Below are 18517 nucleotides of genomic sequence, written 5' to 3'. Positions count from 1 at the left end.
GTTCGACCCGTGCTGGCGCCACAGTGAGAGCGGGCAATCCTGTTTCGTCGACGAGCAGGCCAATACCTTCGGCGATTCGAAGGTTAACGCCGGGGGCGGGCCGGCGAAGCTGATGGCGCTCGCGACGGGGATTATCTCCGCCGCCGATGCGGACCTCGACGGGGAGGACTACTGGGCTGCCGTCGACGAACTGCGGAGCGCCGGCTACGACATTCCGGTGTGGGTTCCAGAGGCCGGATCGGACCGCGTCGACGGCGGGACCTACGACCAGATGCCGTTCTGGGCCGTTCGGAAAGCGGCTGTCGCGCTCGAGATTTGTCCGGAGAATGCGTTCGTCGATCGTGAGGGCGAGGAAGGAACCTACGAGGGATTCCCCGGGTACGAAACCTACAACGAGACGCTAGAAGCCATCGAAGACACGGACCTGAACCACGGGCGCGAGCGGGTCACGCCCGAGGAGAACGCAGCTGACGATGAATCGAAGTCACCCCCCGAATCTCCTACGAGTGACGATCGACCTGGTGACTTGGACCGGGCTCACCTTCGCGAAAAGAACCGTCTGTTGACAGCGAAAATCAAGCGTCTCGAATCTGAACTGGAGGAGAAATCGGAGCAAATCGAGGGGCTGGAAACAAAGGTCAACCATCTCCAATCGGAGCTCGCTACCGTCCGCTCTGAACGTGATCGGCTAGAGGCTGCTCTCGAAGAACGTGAGTTCGAGCAAGAGCCAAATCAGGGAAACCAGGACGAGAATCGATCCCCACTTGACAGGGCGAGAAGGTTCATTTCATCCAATCGGTAGACATCTCACTCACTCAGCATCAAATCTTAAACTACCTCAACAGTCACGTCTCCGGCGAATCCTCTCTATCAAACGCCCCCTCAGACACTGGGAAGATATCGATAACGTGCTTATCAAAGGTTCCCCACATAGTCTCGTGCCCGAAACGAATCCGATGACTAAACTCCGATTCAGCCTCCTCCCTATCAACCTCCGAACGCTGGAGCTCACCGACCGTCTCCCCATACCCTTCTCGCAGCTTATCAAGTAACTCATCAGGTGTATACTTCGTCGACTCAGGGTGTGTCCAGCGTACTTCCCCAGGAAAACGTTCCATATCATCCGCATCCTGAGATTCGCTCAAACCCATTATAGCACGGAGCTCGCCTAAATCCTCAGCGTGTGCCGGCTCATCCTCATCAACATCTACATCCGAGAAATCCCCCTCCCAGACAGCAACACCCACTAATGACCGCCGAACCTTTTCACCTCGCTCCTGAAGCTCAGAAAGAATCTCCTCTGCTGTATCAGAGTCCAAATCGGAATCCTTGTAGTCATCGTACACCTCCCGATGCTTCTCCGTGATAAACTCCGGAAGAGGAATCCGAGTATCCGTCGCCAACCCCACACGTTTCACAAACTCGAGGATATCACGATCCTCGGGCTCAGGTAAATCGATACCTTCGAAAGGCTCCTCAAGCCGCTGCTGATACGTCTTATCCGAATCTGGGAATTCAAATTCTACCCTCCGGATATCATCCTTATCCTGGATTTTGAGCATCTCAAAGTATTGCTCAACACTCAGATCATCAGGATCAACATTAAAATTGAACTGGCCTTCTCCGAATTCGTGGATATCATCGGCAGTCTTCTCCCAATTAATCTCAACGTGGATTGGATGCTCAGGTGTAGGCTCCGAACCAAACTCTACCTCAAACTCCAGCGTGTCGCCGGCAAGAGACCAATTACCGATCCACTCTACTGTTGACTTTTCTGGAACCTGCAAATCCTCAATTACATCCGGCATTACATTTCTCGGCAATAGAATCCGAGAATCAGGATTAGCGATATGTATCAAATCATTCTCATCCTGGCCACCACCACCGGTGGACTTCCAGAAGCTGAGATTAATCTCTTCACCCTCATCTAAAGTCGCCACATCATATGCCTGGGTATAGAGAGTATACACATCTTCGACGACATTCAGAGTCTTCTCTTCCAGAATCGATCGAGGAATAGTCAGCAGATACGGCTCACCATCCTGTGAATCAGCAGAGTACTTACACAGGAACTGAATGACTTCATCATCGAGAACAATTCGATCATCGAGTAACTCGTCATTCCCGAGCTCAAACCCAGTACTGTCACCAACCGTAACCCGATTGCCGTGTTTAACGGCGTTGTACGCCTCTCGGAAATTCAAATAGAAGACAGCAATATTCTTGAGTTTATTTCTCAGATTCTCAATCGAATCCTCGACTAACAACTCCATCTCCATCGACTCAGGGATATCCTCACCCTCACCTTCGTGAATCTCTATATCAGCCAACCCAACATCAACTGGAACATCTTCCAGTTCTTCCTCTGAGAAACTAATCGCTCCCTCTCGCACCGCCTGATACCCAAAGATCAAACTCAGAACCTCATTCGAGTCAGCCTCAACATCTCGTTTATCAAGATACCCATCAAGTTCCTCCTCCAGAATAGCCTCAAAGAGTGGCCGTATATCTCCGCTTGAAGTCCGGATAATCTCATTAATATAGGATTCCTTATTCAAAATGAGATATCTGAAATAGGATCCAAACTCCTCGATATACTGCATCGTTGCTCGGAAAAGATCCACGACCGAGTACACCTTTACAGTATCCCGCTGGTCCTCAGGTACCGCATCCAACCCTGCGTTGATTGTCCCTGCGATTTTACATATGTGAGCGTACGCTATCTCCGGGTCTTGACGATCCTGAATAACCTCTTCGGGATCCTGAGTCTCTGAGTCAGAATAAAACTCGGTATACTCGAAGAAGCTTTTCTCATTTTCAGACATACTATACAGTATATAAAAGAGGGTGAAAAGCGTTTGTCACCAGAATTTCTTTCACTTTCTTCAGAGTTCGACAGGGCCATTTCGGTTAAATCGTCCGAACAGTTAACCTGACACCAGCGACGACCTCCCCTAGACACCAGGTATGCTGAGAGTCGTGCTGAGTCAACAAATCGTAGGACGGCAGCACTAGACACCAGACTCACCGACGAGGGAGTTCCCGGACAGCCCCCGAAATCTGGTGTCAGGTATTGCTGTCTTGCGATTTGGAGGCGAATTGTGCCACTAGACAGCAGGAAAATCAACCGATATGTGGTGGGGGTGGCGGCCCAAAGTTATGTTCGCGGCCACCAGGGCCGAGATGCCAGGCCGCTGGCCAAGCGAGAGTAGGCTGCCACCCGGACGATGGCGTGGGGCGTGGAGGGTGAAGGAGCAGATCGACATCGTGACTGAGAATGGTGACTGTGGCGACTGTTTATTGTGCCCCCGAGTGGGTGCGGGGCGGTTCCTGTGCTGCCCCTGATTTGTATGTCTGGTCCGGATAGATACGACGATACGGCAGACGATCACGAACGGTTCGAAGCGGAATTGCTCGCTCAGGATCGGGATGCGCGGTCACCATCGACGGCGGATCTTGACGACGAGACGGCCCGCCAGCTGGTTCGAGAGCTACTCGATGCCGGGACAGTCACACCGGTCGTCGACCAGCGGCTCCTCGTTCACGAGCCCAGCAACACAGCGTTCGAATCGATGCAGCAGCTCGCCGTCTTCCACACAGGCTGGACGGCCGCCCGGGACGCCGGCGAGGGTGATGGGTGATGCAGCAGACGCTGGCCGGCTGTGCCTTCTGCGAGGCTCCATCCGGGATAGAGACTGGGATCGCCTACACGTGGGGGAAGGAAGAGCGGGTCAACCACCCGATTTGCGTCGACTGTGCGATCCAAGAGACGCCGGATCCCGATGATCGTGATCACTACGCCTGTGACAGCTGTGGCCTCGTCGTCAACGCGCTCGCAGCGCTCACACGGTTTCGAATCGAACTCGGCCATCTCGAAGGCCCGATACAGGTCTGTGCGCGGTGTAGTCCAGGCGGGCCAGCAACGTACTGGACACGCGACCTCGAGGCACACATCGTCTCTGACTGACCCGCCGAGCGGTCGTCGACGCGAGTGGTACGGCGACCACTGCGGGAGGGTCACAGTTGTCCGTAGCTGTCCCACCCCGCGAACTCAGCAGCGCTGGTTGTGTCGCTGTCTCGTTGCTCCGCTATCTTCAACAGACGGGCGCTCCTCGGGATGACTATGGACTGCCCCGCGTGCGGGTCCCCCGTCACCCTCGAGGTCGGACCAGACCGGCCCCTGTCGACGTCGCTGTCCGACGCCGTCCTCGCAGCGGAAGAGGACGAGCAGATCGAGGTGACCCGCGATTGTTGGGACTGTGGCTGGCACGAAACGCGGGCGCTTCGCGTCGCATCGATCGACAGGACCGCCGGCGACGAGACTGCCGTCGAGCGAGCCGCACTCATCGACGAGATTGCCGATGAGCTCGCAGCGATCGGCTGTGTGGGTACGCTTGAGGAGACGCTGGCTGCAATCCGTGAGCAACGAGAAACCGACTCGGCGACGACCGATACGGACGACGCGGCGGAGTGACTCGCAATGCCTGATACAGAGGCCAACTATAATGTTCGTGAGCAAACCGGGAATCCCGAGCACGCATCGGTCGACGATGTGGTTGACCTCGTGATCTACCGGGCGCAGAACCCGCGAACCGAGCACGAGGATGCACATTTCGATACGGCGGTCGCGGCTCTCGTCGACAGATACGGAACGGAGTCGGTCCGGACAGTCATCAACCGCATCCTCGTCGACGACGAGCCGTTCCGGACCGCCACGAACGGCCTTGAGATGCGCAACGTCGACGGCGTTCGGATCGGAACCGCAGCCAGCTGGTTTCTCGAGGAGCTAAACGCACAGGACGACCACTGAGGGACCGGTTGAAAGGCCGCAGCGACAGGCCGTCGAGCCCCCATTTTTAACTCCTGTTCGTCCTATCTACCCGTCGAGGCCATAATGGCACCCTCCACCCCGAGAGACTCAGATCCATCCCCCGATCTACTCGTTGAAATCGTCGAGACACTGGAAGCCCACGGGCTCCCCACCGACTCGTATCAGCTCCACGACGCTGTTGACGTCGAGGCACTCGAGCAGCTTCTCGCATCCTCAGCCGGGGACGTGGAAGTCCGGTTCACCGTGGAGGGGATCCAACTCGCCGTCACCCACGACGGCGTCGATGTCCTTCTCGACGAGCCAGCCGGGGCACCGGATTAGTAGCGCGATCGAATTCGTCGACAGCGACACTCCCTGAAAGCCCTCGGCCGCTCGGCATCCCGCGACCACCGCTGCGCTCCTCGTCCCTGCGGTGCTTGCGGGGTCGGGGGACGACCGAGGCGGCCTCGCCCTTTCTGAGTCCGCCAGGACGGTGAATGACCATCCGAGCGGCGCAGCCGGGTGGACAGGTGTGTCCGTACCGGCCCGCCCCGCTCGCCGCTGCCGCCCTCCGCGTCGCTCGCGACCGACCATTCCGGGCTGCCTGCCTGCGGTAGCGGGCGGGCTGCCGGGCTAAAGTGAATGTGCCCTCGGCGCCAGCGGGAAAGCGCGGGGGGTTGCGCGGCGTGGCTGCTCACCCCCCACGCTTTCTCCGCTGGCCGCTCGCTCCGGGCGGGTCGGCGCGCGGTGCTGGTTGGGGTCGCCGCACTCGGGCGCGCTCTCGCTCGCGCCCGGTAGGGCGCTCGCGAAGGCGCGAGCGAGAGCGCGCAGTCGGTGCTATCGGTCGTCGACGTCGTCGGAAAACCGCGATGTTAGGGGCATCGCGGTGGCGGCGCACGAGCGCCTTCAGTGGTATCTGGAGGATACCAATGTCAAGTAACAACTCGAGTCGCAAGGTCGTTACGGTGGATGAACAGGCATTCGAACGAACCGAAGACGCCGGCGTCGACGAGGACGGCTTCAAGGTCGTCGACGACAAACCGGAGTTCCGAGCGACGGTTCAGCAGGAAAAGCAGGCGAAGGTGGATTCCAACCACCCAGACGGCATCGTCCAGGACTTCTCGCACCTGCCCCTCGCGCAGGAAGAGAAGATTCGCGCCCGGGAGGCCGAACTGGACCACATCAGCGCCCAGGCGGAACTCGGCACCCAAGACGGGCGGGCGAAGCGAACTCGCAAGGTCGTCACCGAACGGCGACAGCGTAAGCGGGCGGAACGCACCCCGGACCGGACGGATCCGCGAGAGCGTCTCTCCCGGATGGAGCTGGCGAAGGTGAACCAGGAAGCAGACCGGATGGCACAGCGGCTTCGCACCGGTCACAGTCGGGCGGCCGTCTCGCGGGCGCTCGCAAAGCGGGTCGCCAAGGGGCAAGACATCACCAAAGCAGTGTTCGACACGATGGATGCACTCAAGGCGGCCCCCGGCGCCATCTGCCCGATCGAGGACGTCCCGGACGTGCAGACGGATGAGGTGAGCATCGAAGGAGAAGTCGTTCAGCTCTGGGATGCTTCCAGCCGGAAGATCGCTCAAGTGGGCTTGGTCGCGGACGACACCGGGAAAATCAAGTTCACCTCGTGGCGAAAATCGGAGCCTGCCTTCGTCCAAGAAGGGGACACCGTCCGAATGCGGGCGGTTAAGAAGAACTGGTACGAGGGACGATGTTCACTCGCCGTGACCTACGACAGTATGATCGTCTTCCCAGAACGCGACCGCCGCTGGTGGGAGGAGTAGGGGCAACGCCCTTTCTTTTTTCGTGAGTGCCGGACCGGCCCAGGCCCCACCGCCCCACCCACCGCTCCGTGCTCGCTCCCGCTGGTCGCTGCGCGCGCAGCCACAACCTCAAGAACCGAGCTGAGATGTATGTCAGAATTCGGGAATTCGCTAACCGCGTGTATCCGTCCGAAATAAAAAGCAACTACCGCCTAGAGAGGTTTTTAGGCTGACTAGAAACATAGAGGGAATATGGTTAAATCGGGAGACGTGGATCAGCGGTGGCAGGATCTATTGCGTAATCCACGAGAAGAGGTCCATCGTGAAATCAAAAGCTGGCTTGATCTGTCTGATAATGTGGACAAGGCAAACGTAGCAAAAGCGATGCTCGCATTAGCGAATTCTGGTGGGGGTCAGATTTTGATTGGATATGAGGAGGTCGGTGAATCATGGGAACCGGATCCATCTCGACCACATCCGATTGACCACTACGATCAAGATACGATTAATGGGATCGTTGAGAAGTTTGCTGAGCCCCAGTTTCACTGTGAAGTATACCATATTGAACATCCAGAATCTGGTGAAGTCTTTCCAATTATCGATGTACCGGGAGACCATCGGGTGCCGATTCGATCAGACAGTGCTGGCCCTGAAGACCAACACGTTACCTACAACACATATTATATTAGGCGGCCAGGGCCAGAAAGTGCAGCACCGAAGACAGGACGTGAGTGGGACGAATTGATTCGGCGGTGTGTCACTGCCTCACGTGATGATCTGTTAGATCGAATGCGAACCGTACTGACGGGGTTCGAAAAAGGAGCAAGTGAAGAAGAGATTGATCCGCTGGATCAGCTTGCTTCGTGGACTGAGGCTATGCGGGAAGACTGGGAAGCCAACGTGATGGACGAGTACGGAAATATGGATAATTCACCCTATCGTCACGGGTACTGGTCATTTGCTTACAGTCTGGATTCTGAGTTTGATCAGCCATCTCTCTCTGAGTTCTTAGATCTACTACGGGAGGTGAAAGGTCATGAAACGGGGTGGCCGGCGTGGCTGATCAGCGAGGATCAGGTACATCCCCGCGATGAGACAATCGAAGGGTGGTATACCGGCGGAACATTCGATGACCCAGCGCACGCAGACTACTGGCGTGCATCCCCAGACGGGATGCTGTTCTTGCTTCGTGGCTATCAGGAAGACAGCAAAGATGAACTTGAGCCAGGTACAGTTTTGGATTATATTCTCCCAATCTGGCGAGTCGGTGAATGCTTGCTACATGCGAAGCGGTTGGGGCGAGAACTCGGTGAGGAAAACACGTCGGTCACCGTGCAAGCCCGATGGACGGGACTAGAGGGACGAACACTGGGCTCAATTGAAAATCGCCGTGGACTTTTCCCTCCGATTGAAAGAGAATCACATCAAGCGACAGTTACGGCCAGTCAACGCTTCACTGTTCAAGATTTTGAAGACGCTCTACCGGAAGTGGTTGAGACCTTGACCCAACCGCTATACCAGATCTTTGATTTCTACGAGCCGCCATCCGATCTAATCCAGAATGAGCTGGACCGGATGCAAAGCCAGTAACAACGCTACTCTAGATGTTCATCCAATTCCCACGCACCTTCATCATCGTAATAGAAACCGGGATGATATCCGAACTGAGAGTTTGATAATGGTCGGAAAAGCGGTGTGAGTTGGTCACGGATACCGTCTTCATCGGACAGACTGAGAGGTGTGAGGCGCGAGGTGCGGTTAGGTTCAGGAAATGCTTCAACCCGGTCAACCTGCCGATGTTGGTCTATTGTCGCGTTCGTGAGATTTGTCCCACTGAGGATTGCATACACCTTCTCGCTGTGTTCATCAGGAAGGACGTCACGATAGAACTGGAGGACGGTGACGAGACTTAATTCAAGATCCTGTGAACTGACTGCATAGTCACAGTCGTATGAATGACCGGTTGGATAGCAGAGCCCGCTCCCCCGGGCCTCATATATGCCAGTATCATACAGAGTTGCCACTGAACTCAGGTCTTTTCGATTCTCGTAGCGAGCGACAATATGGTTCCATGTCGGATCCGCGTGTTCAAACAGTCTATCGGGCCGAAACGATGGTCGACACGTCGCGGGAACAGGCAGTTCCTCAAGTTCTGTGATATCGACAAGACGCGATCCATCAAGAGCACTTTCAGGAACAATATGGAACAAGAGCTGTGGAATTGCATCCTCTGAATTAAGCATATCGAAGCGCTGAAGGTGGTATTCGCGATATAATGTCGACCGATCAACCGCCGGATATTCACGGTTGAGTTCATGGAGACGCCGAAGATGTGAATCACTCATATGCTCCCCCTCTCACCTTAGATAAATATGTATTCGGTCCCCTGTTGTGGCCTTGAGTGCCGCCCCAGTTCCTGCATAGCCAGTTCATTGGTATAAGAATCAGACTCGGTCGCTGTACGCCATCGGTTCCGAGATATCTGAACCGTCTTGTAGAGGTTTATTCCACCCATAATGGGTGAAGGATTCGCTGTACTGGCGAGTTCCTGAACATGGTGAGAACGATGACTACCAGAGACATCTACGAAACTGGCTTCGACGAAGACGTCCAAACAGAGTCGAGCGCTACCCAGTGTCCAGAGTGTGACGGCCGGGTCACTACGAATGCGGTCGAAACGATCTGCGAGGACTGTGGACTTGTTATCGAGGAACAACGTATCGATCACGGGCCGGAGTGGCGGGCGTACGATGCAGACGAGCGCGAGCGAACAGGCGCACCACTCACTACAGCCCGTCACGATCGAGGCATCTCGACCGAGATCGGCCACGGAACCGACGCACACGGGAACGAACTCTCTGGTCAGAAACGCCGGCAGCTGGCCCGGATGCGACGTGAGCAGACCCGTGGTCGCTGGCGGTCCAAAGCGGAACGGAATCTCGCCCACGGACTGGGCGAAGTGCGTCGGTTGGCGAGTGCCCTGGAACTCTCCGATTCGGTCCGTGACCAGGCGTGTCAGCTCTTCCNGAACGGAATCTCGCCCACGGACTGGGCGAAGTGCGTCGGTTGGCGAGTGCCCTGGAACTCTCCGATTCGGTCCGTGACCAGGCGTGTCAGCTCTTCCGCAGCGCCCAGAGCGAGGATCTGCTTCGTGGCAGATCCATCGAAGCCATCGGCGCAGCGAGTATCTACGGTACCTGCCGGTGTAACCAACACCCGCTTCTCATCGGGGATGTCGTCGACGCCGCCCGAGTCGAGTCCACGCGTGTGACCAACGCCTACCGAACACTGAATCGCGAATTAGAGCTCCCGACACCACCAATGCGCCCGACATCGTTCATTCCGCGCCTGATCTCGGAGCTGGAGTTAGACCACGACATTCGCCGACGTGCGAACGAACTCGCAGAACGCGCCGAGGGGACAGCCCTCACGAACGGCTGTCAGCCATCGGGCGTCGCGGCCGCCTGCGTCTATCTGGCCGCCCAAGAGCAGGGCGCGTTGATTACCAAATCTACCGTCGCATCGACAGCGGAGGTGTCAGTCGTGACGCTCCGAAGCCGGCGGGACGAACTCCAGGCGGTCTGAGACACCCCCGGTAGAGGAGTACCCGCATACAGACGAAGAGTTTCTCAAGCGATATGGACCTCGAAGAGACTGCGATCATCTATCTGCAGAGCTCGATATCGAGCGTAGCCAGCACGTTCGCGAGGTCGGTCGAGCGGTCGCTGAGCTCCGGGACTGACTCCGTCTCAAGCGAGTAGATGTATCCCGTCGTCGCCGAATCCGACCCCGCGTTTGCTCACCCTTGAGTTTAAATACCAAACCGGGGGAAACGCGGAGCGAATCGATGACTAACCGCAACTCAGACCGAGACGCCTTCCAACCAGTCGGGGAGGGCGCTCTGGCGCCGGACCCAGCGCTGGATCAGCCAGCAGACGGCCAGCTAAGCCGCCAGCGTGAAGCCTCGTATTCGGGAGGGTATCCGGACGGAGCAACCGACACAGACCGAGCCTGTGTCCCCTGTGACGCATCGATCCCGGCGTCGCAACGAAAATGCCGGTTCTGTCTCGAACATGAACTCGACGTCGCCTCAGCGTCGGATGCTGCGAGTTCCGAGCAATCATTCCGTGGTGTGATCCACTTCCTCGTCGAATCCGAGACGTTCTATGGTGCTGTCGCGAATGGGGCAGCTGCAGCGACACTTCTTACGTCGGGTCGCGACGAGCCGATCGACGACTGTACGCTCATCTACGATCTCGACGACGAGCCCGCACCCCAGCTAACCGAGCGCTGGCCTACGCTCTCCGCTGCTGCCGAGGTGACCGCAGCGGCTGGCGACGCGTTGCTATCAGCGGCCCGTGAGCGGACAGGGGAAGAAGTTGGGAGGAACAATCGCCCTCAGAAGGAGATTCCACGCGTCTATGACGAGCGTAGCCAGGGAATTCGTGATGAGTCGTCCCTCGAGCACACGCTCGACGACAGCGATCAGCTCTGGATCGTCTCAGCAATCGCTGTTGAAACAGTACCCCACGAAACGGAATCCACCAGTACCGGAGCCGAAATCCCGACCGTGACAGCCCTGGAGTGCCAGCACTGTACGAGAGAAACAGAACATCGATTCAGGACACGCGAGTCGCTCCCTGACGAGACCTGGACGGGCCAACCAATCTGGGAGTGCCAGGTGTGTAGCACAGGTCGCTACGGGCCTGCTCCCGAATAGGGCAGGAGGAATCTCGCCGATTAACCAACAGTCTCTGATAGAGATGGCTTCTGTTGGTTAACACGGTGAGTACCCTCGAGTCCGACATCAGTCACGGCGGGCGTTCATTCAGCAGGGTTCGCAGCGGCTTGCCTCCACAAATCGGGGCGGGAACGGGGGGAGTGAGTAACGAACCGTAACATCGTCAAGTCCGGAAACGTCACGCCGACCGCGGCACGGACACATCACCAGAGGCTCGATGAACTCGCTGTCTAGACGGGCCAGGTAGGGAGCGATGGCGCTCCATTCTTCCAGTGAATCGCATCTAACGCCGCCGGCAACTGCTGTAGTCGGTCATCGAGAACGGCGAGTGGATGCGCATCGAGAAACGTCGCCTCGTGCCGATCAACCGGCGTGTCTTCGTGATTGAGTTGGATATGACAGGGCCCAAGATCCGGATGGTCGGCGTCTTGGTGGAAGCCGAGCATCAGATTGCGGTCCGGTTCGACCCAGTTTATGCGATAGTATTCGTGGTCAACGCCGGCGGAGTACCAGAAACGAATCTCCAGTCGTGCTGTCGCCGCGTCGTAAGAGTCACTCAGGAACGTCGTCGGATCGACATCCGCGATGACGTACCGGGGTCGGCGTCGAGACGGGCGATAGCGGACCTCTTCACACCCTGGCTGGTTCGTCAATCGGTCGTGAACGTCGCGGAGGAGGGTCCGCTGTGTATAGTGGTCGCGACCGGCAAGAAAGATCATTCTGTGAGAGAGGGGGATTAGCTCGTGGCGCGGTCAGCCACGTCAGTCATCTGCTCGCGGGCGGCTTCGACGTCGGAGTAGAGTTCCAGTGCGTGCTTGATGAGGCGGCGATCCTCCTCGTTCTCGCGCCAGAACGCGATGACGTCGCGGCGGTCCCGAAGCTCCGCACTTGTGAGGTCGCCGTCGGCGAGCGACTGTTCGAGTTCCTTCCACGTCTCGACGTCGTAGGTCGCCTGCCACTCCTCGATCTCCTCGGTAATCGCGGCCAATTCACTCCGCAGCTCCTCGCGGGTATTTTCCTCGATGAGCGTGCGGATCTCCTCGAAGAGCAGTCGCGTGTAGTCCGGTTGGTAGCGCGTCGTCTCGCCGGCCTCGACGCGACGCAACTGGCCCTGGTCGACGAGGTCCTGAAGTTCCTCGTTGGTCGTGCTCCAGGCGGCGTCGGCCTGCTCGCTGATCCAGTTAACTGAGCGGGGTTCGCGAAGTGACTCGGCGACCGCCCGAATGCGGTCGCGGGCGCTCATCGACTCAGTCCACGATTGGACCCCATCTCGCGAGGATTCGGTCATGGTTGGCACCTCTTGGGACAGTGTTCGCGCCCTACTCCCATATATGTTTGTACTGTCTCGCATAATCAAGAATGCCTTGCGGGCGAAGGCGTCCGGACGTTGAAATGCGATACCGACAGAAGGTATGGCCAACCGATGTACGACCGATATTCTGACGTTGAGGAACTACGGCCGACCGGCGAGGCATCCCACAGCCCGGACACAATGTTGGACGACGGGTGTGAGAGTGACCTCCTGGCGGCAACGCGTCGCGACGAGCACTGGTGGCGACCTGATGCGACGACGACAGTCACGTGGAGTGTCTATCCGCGCCGGCGAGTGGTGAGGCGCTACCGATGAATCAGCAAGTCGAACAGGGCTACTGGATGCATCGTGTACTCAGCAATCTCAGCCGCCTCGACGTCGAGCGGTTGGACGACGCGGATCGAGAGCGAGTCGAGACTGCAAGAGACCTCCTGGAAGAAGTGAGCCTACTCACGGGACCAGAGGACGGGAGCGGACCAGACGCCCCAACAGACGACTGATCGTCATCGCCGTCGACGCCAGGGGCACTTCCAGTGTCGGTTTATCGCCCCCCAAGAGGGGTGCGGGGCTTCCCGCGAGTCCAGACATGGCGACACTACAAGCTGCGACGACGTCAACCGGCGCGATCGTATCGGATCCACAGGCTGTCCGCGAACTCTGTGAGAGCTACTGCTTCGGGACGCTCGACTGGGAGGTCACCGACAAGGGCGAACTCACCATCTGGGGGTACGATGACTTCGAAGTGTACGAGGCGCGGGAGAACGGCCTCCCGGACTACGAGGGCGGCATCGTGACCCACGAATTCTTGCGAGAACTTGCCGACCACCTCGAAGCTGACGAGGAACTCGACATCCAGACAGCGGGGTTCACGAAGTGTCGCTTCCCAGTGCTGGCGAAGCGGTACGTCGTTCGCGACGGCGAAGTCCTCTACGCGGATCTCAGTTCCCCCGAACCAATCGAGGAGTAGCGTTGTTCGTCCCCCGAGAGGGGTGCGGGGCGATCCAGTAGCGGTCGCCCCGTGAGGTGATTGCTCGATGGGCCACCGCGCACTCGTTGCGTACGAACGCACAGACGGACAGTACACGCTCCACTACAGCCATTGGGGCGCAGCGAACCTCAAGCTCAAGCACCGAATTTCGGCTGAGTCGCCGTTCGGTGGCGACGACACCAACTCCAAGTGGGCGAAACAGCTGCTGGCTGAACTGGCCGATGGCCTCGAGGCAGATGCGGTCGACGGCTACCTCGCTGACGAGGATCGACCGTCGACGGTCGTCGAGCCGAAGCCCCGCGCCACCGGGCTCACCCTCGACGAGATCATCGCTGACCATCTCGACTACCTCCACCACGAGGCGTTCTACGTGGTGTCACCGACCTTCGAGGTGACCGCCTACCGGACGCTGTGGTTCGGCCTGCAGTACGATTCAGAGACAATCGACAACGGTGAGACGGTCGGGAACGGGGCGCTCGCGACCGTTCGGTGGCACGACGGCGAGCCGGTCGGCGACGGCCATCTGAAGGGGCAGTTCCGGGCGCTGAAGGACGTCGTCGGCGATATGGTCGACAAGGGGGTGTTCACGCCGTCGACGGCGAGGCAGTACCTCAAGCAGAAACTCGGCGAGTGGGTCGGCGAGCGCCAGGAACTGCGCATCCCTGGTGGTGAATCACCGTCGAAAACTGCGTCAGTCGACCGATTATAACGCCAATCCCTTTCTGAGTCCCCACGAACGTCTGGATATGTCAGATCGGGCTGATGACGAGGTGCGAGTATGGCTCGTCGAACGTACCTACTCCGATGATGAACAGAACCTAATCATCCTCACCTACGCGACACCCGACGGCAAACAGTATTATCGGAAAGAGCGGGCACTCACGTCCTTCACCGATATTCGAGATACGACAGCGGCAGTCGATGCGGGGCCCGGCAATCTCGGCACGGTTGATGACCCCGATCTCCAGGACCAATACGCGGCCGAAGCGCAGCGAATGCAGGAGGTCCACGACCCGAACGACGTGATCTGATGCTCACCAGTAGACGTAGTCCCGTGCCATTGGTTATGTCGGAGGAGGCCGTAGACGGGGTATGCGCGAACTCGTCTTCGCCCTCGAATACGAGCCGGGGTGCAATAGGGTGGCGGATGCCCTTGCCGACTACCCCGACGCCCGTGTCCGCTCGCTTTCGTTGCACGCGACTGCCGACCAACTTTGGCGAGTCGACCATGCCACCGGCACTCCGGACGCACTCGACGCCATCGAGGACGCGTTTCGAAACAGCGACTACTACGCCGACTGTCTCGCCACCGAGGACTGCGGCGCCACCCAGACCACCCGCGTCCTTGACCGCACGGACGACACGCTCGTCCTCTACTCCGACTGGGAGCGAACCCCCACCTGCGCCTCGGTTCCCCACATCGCCCGCGACCATCTCGGGGACGGCGTGCTGTTCGAGACCCGTCATGAGGGCCGCCACTACACGTGGCGACTCATCCACTCGGGCGACGGCGACGTGGCGGCATTCTTCGACTCCCTCGAGGTTGCCGTCGAAGAATGCGCTCAGATGGAGATGCTCCGCACCGCGGACACGACGACAGCAGCTGGAGGAAGCGACGAAACACCGAGCGGATTACCCCCGGCGCAGGAAGCCGCCCTCCAAGCCGCCGTCGAACACGGCTACTACGAGTCGCCCCGCGAGGTCGATGTCGGCGAGTTGGCCGAGCATCTCGACGTGCCTCGGTCAACACTTACCTACCGGCTCCGTCGGGCGGAAGAACATTTGGCGAAGCAACACGTCGCCGGCGAGCGGGTAGCGGAAGAACGGCTGGCATCGCACTGACACCGCGGTTGGAATATTCCAACAAAGACATATCGAACTCCCGCTCCTACCGTGAGGTGATGACAGAGAATTCCGATGTGGATACAGCGGGACCACCGAACGGCGGCGGGCAGCGGGAGTTGACTGCCCGTCTCACGGTCCCCGAGATGGACTGTCCGTCGTGTGCGCAAAAAGTCGACAAGAGCCTCCAGCGCGTCGACGGCGTCGTTGAGGCCACGCTCCAGCCGACCACCGGGACAGCTACCATCAAGTACGATCCGGACCGGACTACCAAAGCCGACGTCGTCGCGGCGATCGAAGCCGCCGGCTATGACGTGATCGGCGGAGCAGACGACGAAACCGACGAGTCTGCCGACGGCGTCGATATCGCGCCACCTTCGGAGGTCTGGACGAGTTCTCGCGCGAAGAAGACGTGGCTCGGCGCAGCGTTCGTCATCCTTGGTCTAGTCTTCGAGTTCCTTCTCACCGGCCAGAACGTCGCGATAGCGAGCATCCTCGACTACCCGCTACACATCGCAGATGTCCTGTTCCTCGGTGCCGTCGCGGCCAGTGGCATCCCGGTCGTCCGCAGCGGGTACTACTCCGCGAAGAACCGAAGCCTCGACATCGACCTCCTGATGGGGACAGCGATCATCGCCGCAACCGGCATCGGCTACTTCGTCGAGGCCGCGACGCTGGCCGTCCTGTTCAGCATCGCCGAACTGCTCGAGGACTATGCGATGGACAGGGCACGGGATTCTCTGCGCGAGCTGATGGAACTCTCGCCCGACGAGGCGACCGTCCGTCGCGATGGTGAGGAAGTGACCGTTTCCGTCGAGGAGGTCGACGTTGGCGAGACCGTCGTCGTCCGCCCTGGCGACAAGATTCCGCTCGACGGGACGGTCATCGAAGGCGAGAGTGCAGTCGACCAGTCGCCGATCACGGGCGAGAGCGTCCCCGTCGACAAGACCACCGGCGACGAGGTGTACGCCGGCGCGATCAACGAAGAGGGGTACCTCGAGGTAGAGGTCACCTCGACCGCTGGCGATTCGACGCTCTCGCGTATTATCGAAATGGTACAGGGCGCACAGGCGAAGAAGACCGAGTCTGAGCAGTTCGTCGACAGCTTCTCCGGCTACTACACACCCCTCGTCGTCGTGCTGGCAATCCTGACCGCCGCTATCCCGCCGCTGGTTATCGCTGATCCGGTGGCGGTGGACCTAGCCGGTTACGGGTTCACCTTCGCGGGCGACTGGCAGACGTGGTTCATCCGTGGGCTCACGCTGCTGGTGATCGCCTGCCCGTGTGCGTTCGTCATCTCCACACCCGTCTCGGTGGTGTCGGGCATCACGAGCGCCGCGAAGAACGGCGTCCTGATCAAGGGCGGAAATTACCTGGAAGCGATGGGCGAGGTCGACGCCGTCGCCGTCGACAAGACCGGGACGCTCACCAAGGGCGAACTCGCCGTCACCGACGTCGTTCCGGTGGGTGACACTACGGAGGACGATCTGCTCCGTCGCGCCGCTGGGCTGGAGCAGCGCAGTGAGCATCCCATTGCTACGGCGATTCTCGCCCGTGCTGAGGAGGCGGGCGTGGGCAACCTGCCCGACCCGACGGGTTTCGAGAGCCTCACTGGGAAGGGCATCCGCGGCGAGATCGGCGGCGAGACGTACTATGCGGGCAAGCCCGCGCTCTTCGAGGAACTGGGCTTCGACCTCGCTCGGGCACGCCGCGAGACGGACGGCGGCGTTATGACGGAAGAGGCGACCGAGGGCGAGAACGGGGCGTTCGCCGAGGATGCCCTCTCCGCGCTGGAGCGGGAGGGCAAGACTGTCGTTATCGTCGGGACGGAGTCGGAACTGCTGGGTGCAATCGCCATCGCCGACGAGGTGCGCCCGGCCTCGAAGCGGGCTGTCGAACGCCTGCACGAGCTGGGCGTCGAGCGCGTGGTGATGCTGACCGGGGACAACGAGGGCACCGCCCGCGCCATCGCCGAGCAGGTCGGTGTCGATGAATATCGCGCCGAACTCCTACCCGACGAGAAGGTCGACGCAGTCGAGGAGTTACAGGCGGAGTACGGGGAGGTCGCGATGGTCGGCGACGGCATCAATGACGCCCCCGCGCTGGCCACTGCGGAGGTCGGCATCGCGATGGGCGCGGCGGGCACCGACACCGCCCTCGAAACGGCTGATATTGCGTTGATGGGCGACGACATCGGGAAACTCCCGTACCTGTACGACCTGTCGCATACGGCCAACGGCGTGATCCGGCAGAACATCTGGGCGAGCCTCGGCGTGAAGCTTCTGCTCGCGTTAGGCGTGCCGCTGGGCCTGGTCAGCGTTGCGCTGGCAGTCGTTGTCGGAGATATGGGGATGAGCCTCGGCGTCACCGGGAACGCGATGCGGTTGTCACGAATCGAGCCCGATCGAATCATCGACGCCTGATTCTGCGGCGGGAAGTGCGGGCAGGACGCTCTTCTTTCGGGACTTACCTCCGCTACATCGAGACTAGTTGTGGTTTGTCTGGGGCAGAAAGGACTGAGCCCCACCGTTGGCTCGTGATTTGATGCCCGAGAATTCAGACGACGATCCATTCCACGATTGCGAGTTAGATCCCGACGCAGTCCTCGGGACGCGCACCTTCCACGATGTCCTGTTCACCGATGAGACGGAGACACCGGTGAACGTGCTCACTGGCGAGACGCCCGCACATTCACAGGCGACCGTCGAGGAAGCGAAGGCGTTCGCTGCGAGTATTGACACCGACACGCCACAGATTGCACTTCCGGCGTCAGTTGAGACGCAAATCGAGACGCAGAGTAAGCCCTACACGTCGGCTGCGTTCTTCCACTTCAAGGCGACGGGCTCGCTAAGGCGTCACCGCGCCTACCACGCCGCATATGACTCGGATGCGTTCACCGTCGACTTCGAAGCTGACTACGAGTCCGGAAACCTGACCATCACAGTCGATCGAACGAACGAGTCCTAAGAATCGACCGCTAGATCAGGGTTTTTCGAGCGCCGGCGATGGGTGCCGGCGCAGCAGGAGCGAACGATCAACCACTCCCGGTGCGTCG

21 protein-coding genes and 1 pseudogene are annotated in these 18517 nt (G+C 59.3%); 18 read left to right on the top strand and 4 right to left on the bottom strand.

Annotated elements, in window-relative coordinates; translation table 11 throughout:
- The first annotated feature begins 112 nt into the window (after nucleotides 1-112).
- Nucleotides 113-802, top strand: a complete 690-nt coding sequence (locus C444_RS18205; protein ID WP_239641336.1) for a hypothetical protein — start codon at nucleotides 113-115, stop codon at nucleotides 800-802.
- Nucleotides 803-845: 43 nt separating this feature from the next.
- On the opposite strand, the gene C444_RS18200 is transcribed toward C444_RS18205, so the two are convergent.
- A complete protein-coding gene (locus tag C444_RS18200; protein ID WP_004594522.1) occupies nucleotides 846-2825 on the bottom strand; it encodes a hypothetical protein in 1980 nt (659 codons plus the stop codon).
- Between the two features lie 525 nt (nucleotides 2826-3350).
- Here C444_RS18200 and C444_RS18195 point away from each other — a divergent pair.
- The 7 genes from C444_RS18195 to C444_RS21430 all read left to right on the top strand — a co-directional run bounded on the left by C444_RS18195 (nucleotide 3351) and on the right by C444_RS21430 (nucleotide 8169).
- A complete protein-coding gene (locus C444_RS18195) occupies nucleotides 3351-3641 on the top strand; it encodes a hypothetical protein (protein ID WP_004594521.1) in 291 nt (96 codons plus the stop codon).
- Nucleotides 3641-3967 carry a DUF7558 family protein gene (locus C444_RS18190; protein WP_011222441.1) on the top strand — a complete coding sequence of 109 codons (327 nt, stop codon included), beginning with the start codon at nucleotides 3641-3643 and terminating at the stop codon, nucleotides 3965-3967. Before C444_RS18195 ends, C444_RS18190 begins: the two co-directional genes overlap by 1 nt.
- A gap of 156 nt (nucleotides 3968-4123) precedes the next feature.
- Nucleotides 4124-4474, top strand: coding sequence for a hypothetical protein (locus C444_RS18185; protein WP_004594520.1), 351 nt, complete (start codon nucleotides 4124-4126; stop codon nucleotides 4472-4474).
- A 6-nt stretch (nucleotides 4475-4480) separates the two neighbouring features.
- A complete protein-coding gene (locus C444_RS18180) occupies nucleotides 4481-4810 on the top strand; it encodes a hypothetical protein (RefSeq protein ID WP_004594519.1) in 330 nt (109 codons plus the stop codon).
- A gap of 84 nt (nucleotides 4811-4894) precedes the next feature.
- Nucleotides 4895-5152, top strand: coding sequence for a HalOD1 output domain-containing protein (locus C444_RS18175; RefSeq protein WP_004594518.1), 258 nt, complete (start codon nucleotides 4895-4897; stop codon nucleotides 5150-5152).
- A gap of 587 nt (nucleotides 5153-5739) precedes the next feature.
- Nucleotides 5740-6600, top strand: coding sequence for a hypothetical protein (locus C444_RS18170; RefSeq protein ID WP_004594516.1), 861 nt, complete (start codon nucleotides 5740-5742; stop codon nucleotides 6598-6600).
- Between the two features lie 231 nt (nucleotides 6601-6831).
- Nucleotides 6832-8169 (top strand): AlbA family DNA-binding domain-containing protein, encoded by a 1338-nt coding sequence (locus C444_RS21430; protein ID WP_011222445.1) that lies wholly within the window; start codon nucleotides 6832-6834, stop codon nucleotides 8167-8169.
- A 5-nt stretch (nucleotides 8170-8174) separates the two neighbouring features.
- On the opposite strand, the gene C444_RS21425 is transcribed toward C444_RS21430, so the two are convergent.
- Nucleotides 8175-8924: a hypothetical protein gene (locus C444_RS21425; protein WP_011222446.1), complete on the bottom strand. Its 750-nt coding sequence runs from the start codon at nucleotides 8922-8924 to the stop codon at nucleotides 8175-8177.
- Between the two features lie 221 nt (nucleotides 8925-9145).
- Here C444_RS21425 and C444_RS22605 point away from each other — a divergent pair.
- The 3 genes and pseudogenes from C444_RS22605 (at nucleotide 9146) to C444_RS18140 (ending at nucleotide 11299) form a co-directional block, all read left to right on the top strand.
- Nucleotides 9146-10164, top strand: a pseudogene (locus C444_RS22605) (transcription initiation factor IIB).
- Nucleotides 10165-10217: 53 nt separating this feature from the next.
- Nucleotides 10218-10340, top strand: coding sequence for a hypothetical protein (locus tag C444_RS23010; protein WP_275039453.1), 123 nt, complete (start codon nucleotides 10218-10220; stop codon nucleotides 10338-10340).
- An 86-nt stretch (nucleotides 10341-10426) separates the two neighbouring features.
- A complete protein-coding gene (locus tag C444_RS18140; RefSeq protein ID WP_004594510.1) occupies nucleotides 10427-11299 on the top strand; it encodes a biosurfactant protein 1 in 873 nt (290 codons plus the stop codon).
- 251 nt (nucleotides 11300-11550) lie between these two features.
- Here the strand turns inward: C444_RS18140 and C444_RS18135 are convergent, their stop codons facing one another.
- Together C444_RS18135 and C444_RS18130 are read right to left on the bottom strand one after the other, a co-directional pair.
- Entirely contained in the window at nucleotides 11551-12039 is a 489-nt protein-coding gene (locus C444_RS18135; protein ID WP_004594509.1) for a hypothetical protein, read from the bottom strand.
- A gap of 17 nt (nucleotides 12040-12056) precedes the next feature.
- Nucleotides 12057-12608 (bottom strand): DUF7342 family protein, encoded by a 552-nt coding sequence (locus C444_RS18130; RefSeq protein WP_004594508.1) that lies wholly within the window; start codon nucleotides 12606-12608, stop codon nucleotides 12057-12059.
- A gap of 335 nt (nucleotides 12609-12943) precedes the next feature.
- Here C444_RS18130 and C444_RS18120 point away from each other — a divergent pair, with 335 nt between their 5' ends.
- The 7 genes from C444_RS18120 (at nucleotide 12944) to C444_RS18090 (ending at nucleotide 18429) form a co-directional block, all read left to right on the top strand.
- Complete coding sequence (locus C444_RS18120; RefSeq protein WP_004594506.1) at nucleotides 12944-13132, top strand: hypothetical protein; 189 nt, start codon at nucleotides 12944-12946, stop codon at nucleotides 13130-13132.
- Nucleotides 13133-13218: 86 nt separating this feature from the next.
- On the top strand, nucleotides 13219-13599 hold the full coding sequence (locus C444_RS18115) for a hypothetical protein (protein ID WP_004594505.1): 381 nt from the start codon (nucleotides 13219-13221) through the stop codon (nucleotides 13597-13599).
- Nucleotides 13600-13666: 67 nt separating this feature from the next.
- Entirely contained in the window at nucleotides 13667-14329 is a 663-nt protein-coding gene (locus tag C444_RS18110; protein ID WP_004594504.1) for a DUF6735 family protein, read from the top strand.
- 37 nt (nucleotides 14330-14366) lie between these two features.
- A complete protein-coding gene (locus C444_RS18105; RefSeq protein WP_004594503.1) occupies nucleotides 14367-14651 on the top strand; it encodes a hypothetical protein in 285 nt (94 codons plus the stop codon).
- 61 nt (nucleotides 14652-14712) lie between these two features.
- Nucleotides 14713-15462 carry a helix-turn-helix domain-containing protein gene (locus tag C444_RS18100; protein ID WP_004594502.1) on the top strand — a complete coding sequence of 250 codons (750 nt, stop codon included), beginning with the start codon at nucleotides 14713-14715 and terminating at the stop codon, nucleotides 15460-15462.
- A gap of 59 nt (nucleotides 15463-15521) precedes the next feature.
- A complete protein-coding gene (locus C444_RS18095; protein WP_004594501.1) occupies nucleotides 15522-17885 on the top strand; it encodes a heavy metal translocating P-type ATPase in 2364 nt (787 codons plus the stop codon).
- A gap of 121 nt (nucleotides 17886-18006) precedes the next feature.
- Entirely contained in the window at nucleotides 18007-18429 is a 423-nt protein-coding gene (locus C444_RS18090; protein WP_004594500.1) for a hypothetical protein, read from the top strand.
- Nucleotides 18430-18517 lie beyond the last annotated feature (88 nt).

The sequence above is a fragment of the Haloarcula japonica DSM 6131 genome, from assembly GCF_000336635.1.
In the GTDB taxonomy this organism is placed as follows: domain Archaea; phylum Halobacteriota; class Halobacteria; order Halobacteriales; family Haloarculaceae; genus Haloarcula; species Haloarcula japonica.
This window is presented reverse-complemented; position numbering and strand designations above follow the sequence as displayed.

What these genes read in the sequence shown, in the direction of transcription:
- C444_RS18205 (WP_239641336.1), top strand. Translation starts at nt 113, where the DNA reads ATGGCGCTCGCGACGGGGATTATCTCCGCCGCCGATGCGGACCTCGAC.
- C444_RS18200 (WP_004594522.1), bottom strand. Translation starts at nt 2,825, where the DNA reads ATGTCTGAAAATGAGAAAAGCTTCTTCGAGTATACCGAGTTTTATTCT.
- C444_RS18195 (WP_004594521.1), top strand. Translation starts at nt 3,351, where the DNA reads ATGTCTGGTCCGGATAGATACGACGATACGGCAGACGATCACGAACGG.
- C444_RS18190 (WP_011222441.1), top strand. Translation starts at nt 3,641, where the DNA reads ATGCAGCAGACGCTGGCCGGCTGTGCCTTCTGCGAGGCTCCATCCGGG.
- C444_RS18185 (WP_004594520.1), top strand. Translation starts at nt 4,124, where the DNA reads ATGGACTGCCCCGCGTGCGGGTCCCCCGTCACCCTCGAGGTCGGACCA.
- C444_RS18180 (WP_004594519.1), top strand. Translation starts at nt 4,481, where the DNA reads ATGCCTGATACAGAGGCCAACTATAATGTTCGTGAGCAAACCGGGAAT.
- C444_RS18175 (WP_004594518.1), top strand. Translation starts at nt 4,895, where the DNA reads ATGGCACCCTCCACCCCGAGAGACTCAGATCCATCCCCCGATCTACTC.
- C444_RS18170 (WP_004594516.1), top strand. Translation starts at nt 5,740, where the DNA reads ATGTCAAGTAACAACTCGAGTCGCAAGGTCGTTACGGTGGATGAACAG.
- C444_RS21430 (WP_011222445.1), top strand. Translation starts at nt 6,832, where the DNA reads ATGGTTAAATCGGGAGACGTGGATCAGCGGTGGCAGGATCTATTGCGT.
- C444_RS21425 (WP_011222446.1), bottom strand. Translation starts at nt 8,924, where the DNA reads ATGAGTGATTCACATCTTCGGCGTCTCCATGAACTCAACCGTGAATAT.
- C444_RS23010 (WP_275039453.1), top strand. Translation starts at nt 10,218, where the DNA reads ATGGACCTCGAAGAGACTGCGATCATCTATCTGCAGAGCTCGATATCG.
- C444_RS18140 (WP_004594510.1), top strand. Translation starts at nt 10,427, where the DNA reads ATGACTAACCGCAACTCAGACCGAGACGCCTTCCAACCAGTCGGGGAG.
- C444_RS18135 (WP_004594509.1), bottom strand. Translation starts at nt 12,039, where the DNA reads ATGATCTTTCTTGCCGGTCGCGACCACTATACACAGCGGACCCTCCTC.
- C444_RS18130 (WP_004594508.1), bottom strand. Translation starts at nt 12,608, where the DNA reads ATGACCGAATCCTCGCGAGATGGGGTCCAATCGTGGACTGAGTCGATG.
- C444_RS18120 (WP_004594506.1), top strand. Translation starts at nt 12,944, where the DNA reads ATGAATCAGCAAGTCGAACAGGGCTACTGGATGCATCGTGTACTCAGC.
- C444_RS18115 (WP_004594505.1), top strand. Translation starts at nt 13,219, where the DNA reads ATGGCGACACTACAAGCTGCGACGACGTCAACCGGCGCGATCGTATCG.
- C444_RS18110 (WP_004594504.1), top strand. Translation starts at nt 13,667, where the DNA reads ATGGGCCACCGCGCACTCGTTGCGTACGAACGCACAGACGGACAGTAC.
- C444_RS18105 (WP_004594503.1), top strand. Translation starts at nt 14,367, where the DNA reads ATGTCAGATCGGGCTGATGACGAGGTGCGAGTATGGCTCGTCGAACGT.
- C444_RS18100 (WP_004594502.1), top strand. Translation starts at nt 14,713, where the DNA reads ATGCGCGAACTCGTCTTCGCCCTCGAATACGAGCCGGGGTGCAATAGG.
- C444_RS18095 (WP_004594501.1), top strand. Translation starts at nt 15,522, where the DNA reads ATGACAGAGAATTCCGATGTGGATACAGCGGGACCACCGAACGGCGGC.
- C444_RS18090 (WP_004594500.1), top strand. Translation starts at nt 18,007, where the DNA reads ATGCCCGAGAATTCAGACGACGATCCATTCCACGATTGCGAGTTAGAT.